The organism is Streptomyces sp. NPDC035033, from assembly GCF_040636735.1.
Lineage (GTDB): Bacteria > Actinomycetota > Actinomycetes > Streptomycetales > Streptomycetaceae > Streptomyces.
The window spans coordinates 1-8,993 of record NZ_JBEZUZ010000157.1 but is presented as its reverse complement, the minus strand read 5'-3'; the positions used below and the strand labels follow the sequence as shown (position 1 = coordinate 8,993).

The following is an 8,993-nucleotide window of genomic DNA, read 5'->3' as shown; positions in this document are numbered from 1 at the left end:
GGCCGCCCGCGCCCCCCCCCCCGCGCCCGGGGCCCCCCCGGGCCGCGGGGGGGGGGGGGGGGGGGGCGGGGGGGGGGGCCGGGGGCCCGCGGGCGGGCCCGGCCCCCCCCCACCACGGCGGGTTCACTGGCCGGCCAGACCCGTGTGCGCGATGCCCCGGACGATCTGCCGCTGGAACAGGGCGAAGACGAGCAGCAGGGGAAGGCCCGCGATCACCAGGGAGGCCATGATCTGGGCGTACCGGACGCCGAAGCCGGACTGGACGTTGACCAGCCCCACCGGGAGCGTCATGGCCTGGGGGTCCGTGGTCACGAGGAACGGCCACAGGAAGTTGTTCCACGTGGAGATGAAGGTGAAGATCGCGACCGCCGCGAGGACCGGCCGGGACAGCGGCATGACGATCGTCCAGAAGACCCGCCAGCGTCCGGCGCCGTCGACGAAGGCGGCCTCTTCCAGTTCTCTGGGCACCCCTTCGAAGAACTTCACCAGGATGAACACCATGGCGGGGACGGCGACCTGGGGCAGGATCACTCCCCAGTAGGTGTCCACGAGCCCCATGCGGACCATCTGGGTGAACAGCGGTGCGATGAGGACCTGGGGCGGCACCATGATCCCGGCGAGGACGAGGCCGTACAGGAGCCTGCGTCCCCGGAACGCGGTCCGGGTGAAGCCGTAGGCGGCCATGGCGCACAGGACGACGGTGAGCAGGGTGGTGAGGCCGGAGACGACGAGGGAGTTGACCGTCCACCGCAGCAGGTTGCCCGACTCCCACACCTTGGCGTACGCCTCGAAGGTGATCCGCGAGCCGATCCACTCCAGCGGTGTCCTGGTCGTCTCCCCCTCCGGTTTGAGCGAGGTGGCGACGGCCCAGAGCAGGGGCAGCAGCCAGGCGGCGGCCAGGACGAGCGCCGCGGCGAGCAGCGAGAGCCTGCCCGCGGTCCAGCGGGGCCGGCGGCTGCCGGCGCGGGTCGATCGGGCGGTGTGGTCACGGACGGCGGCGAGGCTCACGTGCCGGCCTCCTCTTTACGCCGGGCCAGCACGGGCTGGACCAGGGAGACGATCAGGATGAGGGCGAAGAAGATGTAGGAGACGGCGGACGCGTAGCCGATCCGGTAGCCGGTGAAGCCCTGCTGGTAGACGTACTGGAGGATCGGCCGGGTGGAGTCGTCGGGCCCTCCGCCGGTCATGAGGTAGACCTGGTCGAAGATCTTGAGCGAGGCGAGCACCTGGAGGACGAGCACGAGTCCGGTGGTGCGCCGCAGGAGCGGCAGGGTGATGTGGAGGAGCTGTCGCCACGGGCCGGCGCCGTCGAGCTCGGCCGCCTCGTACAGGTGCTGCGGCACGGCCTGGAGCGCCGCGAGGTAGAGCAGGAAGTTGAACCCGACCGTCCACCACACCGTGGTCAGGACGATGGAGAGCATCGCGTAGCGTTCGTCGCTCAGCCAGCCGATGCCGGGTTCGAGCCCGGCGGAGGCGAGGAGCTGGTCGGCGAGCCCGAACCCCGGCGGGAAGATCATCTGCGCGAACAGCATGCAGACGACGCCGGAGGGCAGCAGGAAGGGCGCGAACCAGCTGATCCGCCAGAGCCACTGCACGACCCGCAGCTGGTGGGCGAGCAGGGCGAGCACGAGTCCGACCAGCACGAGCGGGAGGGTGGAGAGCACGGTGAACCAGACGGTGTTCCACAGCGAGGACCACATCTGCGGGTCGGCCACTGCCTCCGCGTAGTTGTCCAGGCCGATGAACTCCGCCTCGGTGCCGGTGATGTTCTCGCTGGTCAGGCTCATTCCGAGGCCGCTGATGAGCGGCCAGACGAGGAAGAGGCCGTAGACGACCAGGAAGGGGGCCACGAAGACCAGGCCGTGCTCGGTCCATTTCCCGCGGACGGCCCGGGAGCGCGCCGTGACGGCGTCGCGGCCCGCTCCGGAGGCCGAGGGGGCCGGGGCGGCGGGGGTGAGCGTGGTCATGACGCGACTCCGGGAAGGGGGTTGCGGGTGTCGAGGAGGCGTCCGAGCCGGAGCTTCGCCTCGGAGAGCGCCTCGCGGGGGGTGCGGGAGCCGGTGAGCAGCGTCGAGAACACCTCGCCGAGTTCGATCCACATCCGGGAGGCGGAGCCGGCGAACCAGGCCGGTTCGTCGAGCACGACGTCGTCGATCACGTCGCGGTAGGCGGACTGGGGGTCGAGCGCGAGGTAGGCGGGATCCGAGAGGACGGGCCGGTACGCCGGTACGTGGCCGCCCGCCGCCCACTCGACGGAGTTCTTCAGCATCCAGGCGACGAAGGCGCAGGCGGCCCGGTCCGTCGCGGTGTCGCGGCGGCGCTGGTGGGGCAGGACGAACGCATGCGAGTCGGCCTGCGCCGTAGCCCGTCCGAACAGCGCGGGGACCCGCGCCATCGAGAAGGGGATCCCTCCCGTGCGGAAGGTGGTGACCTCCCAGTCGCCGTTGAGGTGGAACGCCGTCCGCCCCTGGTTGAAGATGCCCACGGAGGCGCCGTAGTCGGCGCGGCGCGTCCACAGCCCTTCGTCCACGAGGGTGGCCATGTACTCGAGCACCCGCAGGGCCTTGGCGTCGTCGAGGGCCAGCCCCTTGCCGTCGGGGGTGAGGACGGTGCCGCCGGTCTGGGAGTAGAAGGTGGAGAAGAGGCGCCAGGGGGTGATGCAGTCGGGGCCGAGGGTCTCGGTGACGAGAGCGGCCGCGCCGGTCACCTTCTTGGCGGCGCGCAGGGCCTCGGTGAACTCCGCGGCCCCTTCGATGGGCTTGAGGCGCTTCCCGTCCATCAGGCCGGCCTTCCGGCAGATGTCGGTCTGGTAGTAGAGCACGAGGGGATGGGTGTCGAGGGGGACGGCGTACTGGCGGCCGTCGATCCGTCCGCGCCGCCACAGGTCCTCGGGGAAGTCCTCCGGGCGGACGCCGGCCTCGGCGAGCAGGTCGAGGTCGAAGGGGTCGACGAGCCGGCCGGGGCCGAAGCCGGCCAGCCGTGCCATGTGGAGCGCGGCGACCTCCGGCGCGCGGCCTCCGGCGCCCGCCATGCCGAGTTTGGTGTAGTAGGGGGCGCCCCACTGGAGGGTGGTGGCCTCCAGTTCGACGTCCGGACGGGCGGCGCGGAAGGCGTCCAGCATCGTCTGCATGTTGACGCCGTCGCCGCCGCCGAAGAGGTGCCAGAACCTGAGCCTCGTGCGGCCGGACGCGGCGGCCGAGGGCGCCGCGCAGCTCGCGGTCGACGCGAGGACGCCGGCGGTGGCGAGGGCGCTCAGGGAGCCGGCGAGGACACGGCGCCGGCTGGGATGGGGTGATTGCATTGCGGCTCGTCTTCCCGGGGTGCGGCGGAGGGCGGCTGTCGGCCGCCCTCCGGTGGGGAACCGCCCGAAGGCGGCTTTCCTGCGGGGCGGCCCGTCAGGCCAGGCGGATCATGGTCCAGGACAGCGGTTCGAGCGTGACGCTCAGCGCGGAGCCGGCCAGGACGGCTCCCTCGCCCGGATGGGGCGTGACGCGGTCCGGCTCGTCGAGGGTGTTGCGGGCGTCCGGGTCCGCGTCGGCGAGGACGGTGTGCTCGACGATCTCGCCGAGCTCCATGCCGCCCAGCGCGACGCGCAGCGGCAGGGGGCGGTCCTGCGAGCGGTTGACGGCGAAGACGGTGACCGCTCCGGTCCGCGGGTCCCGTACCGCGGTGGCCTGGAGCAGCGGCACGTCGCCGTGGACGGCGGTGGGGTACGTGGGCGAGTCGACGCGCACGTCGAGGACCTCGCCGCGGCCGTGGCGCGCGGCGTGGGCGAAGGGGTAGAAGGTGGTCTGCCGCCAGGCCGGGCCGCCGGGCTCGGTCATGATCGGGGCGATGACGTTGACGAGCTGGGCGAGGCAGGCGACCGTGACCCGGTCGGCGTGCCGCAGCAGGGCGATGAGCAGCGAGCCGAAGACGACGGCGTCGGTGACGGAGTAGCTGTCCTCCAGGAGGCGGGGGGCCTCCGGCCAGTCGAGCGGGTTCTCGGCGGCCTCCGCCTCGAAGCGGCTCTGGTACCAGACGTTCCACTCGTCGAAGGAGAGGTTGATCTTCTTCTTGGACTTCAGCCGGGCGCCGATGTGGTCGCAGGTGGCGACCACGTTCTCGATGAACGACTCCATGTCCACGGCGGAGGCGAGGAAGGAGTCGCGGTCGCCGTCCTTCTCCTCGTAGTAGGCGTGCAGGGAGATGTGGTCGACGAGGTCGTAGGTCTCCTCCAGGACCTTCGCCTCCCAGGCCGCGAAGGTGGGCATGGCCTGGCTCGACGAGCCGCAGGCGACGAGTTCGAGGTCCGGGTCCATCTGGCGCATGGCGCGCGCGGTCTCGGCCGCCAGCCGGCCGTACTCCTCCGCCGTCTTGTGGCCGGTCTGCCACGGTCCGTCCATCTCGTTGCCGAGGCACCACAGGCGGATGCCGAACGGTTCCTTGTCGCCGTGGGCGACCCGCAGGTCGGAGAGTGCGGTCCCGCCGGGGTGGTTGGCGTACTCCTGCAGTTCGAGGGCCTCGGCCACGCCCCGGGTGCCGAGGTTCACGGCCATCATGGGCTCGGCCTCGGGGCCGACCTTCTTCAGGAACGCCATGAACTCGCTGAGCCCGAAGCGGTTGGTCTCGGTGGAGCGCCAGGCGAGGTCGAGACGGCGGGGCCGGTCCTCGACGGGCCCGACGGAGTCCTCCCACCGGTATCCGGAGACGAAGTTGCCTCCCGGGTAGCGGATGGCCGTGACGCCGAGCTCGCGGACGAGGTCGAGGACGTCGGTGCGCAGGCCCGCCTCGTCCGCCGAGGGGTGGCCGGGCTCGAAGACGCCGGTGTAGACGCAGCGGCCGAGGTGCTCGACGAACGAGCCGAAGAGACGGGGGTTCACCTCGCCGACGGTGAACGCCGGATCGAGGGTGAACCGGGCGACGTGGTCAGGAGCGGAGGTCATGGCTTCCTTTCGTGGGGCTGGGGCGCGAGAGGCGGGCGGTCGCCGTCAACGGGCGAGCACCGGCCAGCCGTCGGCGCTCCAGGAGAGCGGGGTGAGGCCGAGCTTGGGAGTGCCCTGGTCCTCGGCGTCGTAGTAGTGGTGGACGAGGACGTCCCGGCCGCGGTCGCGGAGCACCGACTGTCCGCCGGGTCCGAGGTACCTGCCGTGGGCGGCCAGCAGCAGGTCGCCGCCGCCCCGCGTCATCGGCCTGCCGTCGCGTCCGGTGTAGGGGCCGGTCGGCGAGGTGGAACGGCCGACGCGGATGTTGTAGGTCGAGTCGACGCCCGCGCAGCAGCGGTCGTAGGAGACGAAGAGGTAGTAGTGGCCGCCCCGGCGCACGACGTACGGCGCCTCGACGGCGTAGGGGGCGTCGGGCCGGGTGGCCAGGTGGTGGACGGGGGCCCCGGGGAGGGGGCGCCCGGTGCGGTCGTCCAGCTCCACCATGCGGATGCCGGTCCAGTAGGAGCCGAAGGACATCCAGAGCCGGCCCCCGCCTTCGACGATGCCCGGGTCGATGGCGTTGTAGGGGTCCGCCGTGTCGCTCGCGAAGATCTGCCCGTGGTCGGTCCAGGTGCCGGGCCGGCCGCTGGGCGAGGTGGCGAGCCCGATGGCGGAGTGGTTCGAGCCGAAGGAGGAGACCGCGTAGTAGAGCCAGTAGCGGCCCTTGCGGTGCACGATCTCGGGGGCCCAGGGGTCGCTCTCCGCGGAGTAGGAACGCCACCAGGCGGGGAGCGTGGTGAAGGCGGACCCCGCCCGCTCCCAGTGGCGTCCGTCCCGCGAGGTGCGCGCTTCGAGGCCGCCGTGCGTGGAGTAGACGACGTAGGTTCCGTCCTTGAGCCGGATCGCCGCCGGATCGTGGACGACGACGTCACCGGTGACGGGCAGCGGATCGGGGTAGGCGGCCGCCGGAGCGGCCGACGCCGTGGGGACCAGGCAGGCGAGGGTCGCGGCACCGGCGGCCAGGAGTGCCGCGGTCCGGTGGCGGACGGTGCGCCCGACGTTCATGGAAGATCTCCTTCGACAACGCGACGGGAAGGGCGGGTTCGGCATGGCGGACGGCTGTCGCGCGTGCGAACGGCGACAGTGAGCGGCCCGCGGTGTGGCGTCCACGGGGCCCGCGGAGCGTGCGGAGAGCACCGAAGCCCTCGAACGGGGCGTCGGTCCCCTCGCCGCGGGCCGCGTGGGCGGGCGGCCGGAGAGGACGGTCGTCCTCTCCGGCGGGGACGTCGGCACGGCGGTGCGCCGCGCCGCCGGTTGCTGCTACCTGCTCCTGACGCGCAGGAAGGTGACCGAGTGGGCGGGGAAGGTATGGGTGAAGGTCCGCCCGATGCCCTCCAGGGTCGACTCGCGCGGCCGGATCGGCTGGGCGTCGGCGCCGTTCACCGCGTCCGGCGCGCCTTCCAGGGTGGTCAGCCGGGCCGTCGGGGCGACCCGGGAGGTGCCGAGGTCGATGGTCGTACGGGCCGCGGCCGCCTGGGCGTTGACGACCTTGACGATCAGATCGCCCTTGTCCCTGGTCACCACCTGGCGGAAGGGCTCGGCGGCCTTGTCGTCGGTGAAGGAACCCCACTTCCGCCCGTCGAGGTAGAGGGTGACCTGCCGGCCCCGCACCTGGACGCGGATGTCGTAGGTGCGGCCCGTCTCGATGGTGGTGGGGTTCTCCAGCAGCGTCTGCTTGCCCCCGTCGACGGCCTTCTCGACGGCGGACCGGGTGTTGCCCCAGCCGCCGAGGTTCCACCAGTAGTGGTTTCCGGTGCCGCGTACGCCGAAGGCGATCAGGAACCCTTCCTTGCCGGACTTCTTCGTGGCCCTGACCTTCAGGTCGTAGTCCTGCCAGCCCGGGTCGCCCGCGGTGACCAGGGTGTCCTCGGCGGCTTCGTCGGTCTGGACGTACGCCCCGTCCTGGACGGCCCAGGTGCCGCGGCCGGCCGCCGGCGTCCACCGGGAGGCACCGGCGGAGAAGTCGTCCTTCATCAGGGTGGTCCCGTTCGCCGCGGTGACCTCGACGTCGTCGTAGGCGGCGCTGGTGGCCCAGGTCGACAGGCCGACCGCGCCGGTGATCGGGCCGGAGACGGAGGGGGTGGCGGAGGCGCGGCTCGGCACGACCCGGTCGCCGGTGTTGTTCATGAACAGCTTCTGGACCTCGTAACTGGTGGAGCCCCAGGAGCGGTTGTTGTCGAACCAGATCATGTCGGGCCGCCACTGGTTCTTGTCCACGTCGGCCAGCAGCGGAGCGTAGGAGGCGAGCTTGACGACGTCGGCGTTGCGCTCCAGGCCGGTCATGAACGCCGCCTCGGACAGGGCGTTGGCGAAGCGGTTGTCGCGGGAGGCGTACTCGCCGAGGAAGACCTTGGGGCCGCTGCGGTCGTAGGAGTCGTAGCGGTCGTTGTTCTCCAGGAACCACTGCGGGGAGTTGTAGTAGTGCTCGTCGACCATGGCGACGCCGGCCTGGCGGTTGAGCTCCCACAGGCGGTCGAAGGTGGCGCCGGAGGAGGCGGGGCCGGAGTTGGAGACGAGCGTGATCTCGGGGTGCTCGGCCTCGATGGCCTTGCGGAACTCGGTGAAGCGGGCGAAGAAGGCGTCGGGCAGGTTCTCCTCGTTGCCGACGCCGAGGTGGGTCAGGCCGAAGGGCTTGGGGTGGCCCATCTCGGCGCGCTTGCGGCCCCAGGTGGAGGTGACGGGGCCGTTGGCGAACTCGATGAGGTCCAGGGTGTCCTGGATGTGCCGCTTGAGGAGGGCCGGGTCGTCGGTGGCCTGGTTCTCCCCGCAGCCGGTGACGAGGGCGGGCACGACGGGCAGCGGCATCGCCCCGATGTCCTCGGCGAACTGGAAGTACTCGTAGTAGCCGAGGCCGTAACTCTGGTGGTATCCCCAGAAGTTGGCGTTGACGGCCCGTTGCTCGACCGGGCCGACGGTGTCCTTCCACTGGTAGGAGCGGCGGCGTTCCCAGTTCGGGGCCTCGTAGGCGTGGTGGCTGCCGGTGTTGACCAGGCATCCGCCGGGGAAGCGGAGGAAGCCGGGGTTCAACGCGGCGATCTTCTCGGCGAGGTCCTTGCGCAGCCCGTTCACGCGGCCCTTGTAGGTGTCGCGGGGGAAGAGCGAGACCATGTCGAGGCGGAGGGTCCCGGAGCCGGCGGCCGTCACCGCGAGCCGTCCGGCGGTGGTGGTCACCCTGGGGACGAGCGTGCCGGTGTACTTGGTCCACCGGTCGCCGCGCACGGTGATGCCGAGCGGCGCGGTCAGGACGGTGCCGTCGGCGGTGCGCAGTTCGGCCGTGAGGCGGGTGCCGGCCGCGTCGTCCGTGCGCGCCCAGACAGAGAAGTCGTACCTTCTGCCCTCCTTGAGGGCCATGCCCGCGCCGTAGCCGCTGTTGACGATGCCGAAGCGGCCGGTGGTACCGCCCGTGCCGGTGAGGTCGACCCGCAGGTGGTTGCGGTTGCGCTCGTTCAGCCGCTCGGCGTCGTCGACGACGGCGAGGGAGCCGGTGGCGCCGCCGGACGCGGTCTGCTGCCAGGCGGTCAGCGGGGTGTAGGAGCGGTTGTCGACCGGGCCGAACTCGAAGGAGCGGTTCTGGACGAGCTCGGCGTAGAGACCGCCGTCGGCCGCGTTGTTGATGTCCTCGAAGAAGACGCCGTACAGGGTGGGGTCGATCGCCGGTCCCGTGCCGGCGGCGTCGACGGAGAGGGTGTAGTCGGTGACGGCGGGGTCCGCCGCCGCCGGGGTCTGGGCGAGGAGGCCGGCCGCCAGTGAGGTGGCGAGCAGACCGCCGGTGACGACACCGGTCCTTCTGGTGATGCGGTTGCGTGGGCGCAAGGCGGCTCTCCTTGAGGTGAACGGTGCTGGGGTCGTCGTGCTCTCGGTACGCGGTACGGGGCGGGGCCTGGCGGTCGTCGGCGCTCGGGCTCCCGCGGCCGCACCGTCGCTGTCAGCCGGAAGCCGGGTTGCCGTAGTACGCATCCGGGCCGTGTTTGCGGGTGAAGTGGCGGTCCAGGAGGTGCCGCGGGGGCTCCACCTCGCCCAGGGCGAGGG

6 protein-coding genes and 1 pseudogene are annotated in these 8,993 nt (G+C 71.9%); all 7 read right to left on the bottom strand.

The annotated features are described in order from the left end of the window. Positions 1-123 precede the first annotated feature (123 nt). Positions 124-1,008 carry a carbohydrate ABC transporter permease gene (locus tag AB0E83_RS34130; RefSeq protein WP_362120497.1) on the bottom strand — a complete coding sequence of 295 codons (885 nt, stop codon included), beginning with the start codon at positions 1,006-1,008 and terminating at the stop codon, positions 124-126. After that, positions 1,005-1,967: a sugar ABC transporter permease gene (locus AB0E83_RS34125; RefSeq protein ID WP_362120495.1), complete on the bottom strand. Its 963-nt coding sequence runs from the start codon at positions 1,965-1,967 to the stop codon at positions 1,005-1,007. Before AB0E83_RS34125 ends, AB0E83_RS34130 begins: the two co-directional genes overlap by 4 nt. After that, a complete protein-coding gene (locus AB0E83_RS34120) occupies positions 1,964-3,301 on the bottom strand; it encodes an extracellular solute-binding protein (RefSeq protein ID WP_362120493.1) in 1,338 nt (445 codons plus the stop codon). Before AB0E83_RS34120 ends, AB0E83_RS34125 begins: the two co-directional genes overlap by 4 nt. Positions 3,302-3,395: 94 nt before the next feature. Then, positions 3,396-4,925 (bottom strand): alpha-N-arabinofuranosidase, encoded by a 1,530-nt coding sequence (locus AB0E83_RS34115; RefSeq protein ID WP_362120491.1) that lies wholly within the window; start codon positions 4,923-4,925, stop codon positions 3,396-3,398. Positions 4,926-4,970: 45 nt separating this feature from the next. Continuing rightward, positions 4,971-5,969 carry an arabinan endo-1,5-alpha-L-arabinosidase gene (locus AB0E83_RS34110; protein WP_362120489.1) on the bottom strand — a complete coding sequence of 333 codons (999 nt, stop codon included), beginning with the start codon at positions 5,967-5,969 and terminating at the stop codon, positions 4,971-4,973. Positions 5,970-6,224: 255 nt separating this feature from the next. Next, positions 6,225-8,726, bottom strand: a complete 2,502-nt coding sequence (locus AB0E83_RS34105) for an alpha-L-arabinofuranosidase C-terminal domain-containing protein (RefSeq protein WP_362120499.1) — start codon at positions 8,724-8,726, stop codon at positions 6,225-6,227. A gap of 163 nt (positions 8,727-8,889) precedes the next feature. After that, positions 8,890-8,993 (bottom strand): annotated as a pseudogene (gene araD / locus AB0E83_RS34100) (L-ribulose-5-phosphate 4-epimerase); the annotation flags it as partial.

Coding starts and splice junctions, on each gene's coding strand:
- AB0E83_RS34120 (WP_362120493.1), bottom strand. CDS start 3,301: ATGCAATCACCCCATCCCAGCCGGCGCCGTGTCCTCGCCGGCTCCCTG.
- AB0E83_RS34115 (WP_362120491.1), bottom strand. CDS start 4,925: ATGACCTCCGCTCCTGACCACGTCGCCCGGTTCACCCTCGATCCGGCG.
- AB0E83_RS34110 (WP_362120489.1), bottom strand. CDS start 5,969: ATGAACGTCGGGCGCACCGTCCGCCACCGGACCGCGGCACTCCTGGCC.
- AB0E83_RS34125 (WP_362120495.1), bottom strand. CDS start 1,967: ATGACCACGCTCACCCCCGCCGCCCCGGCCCCCTCGGCCTCCGGAGCG.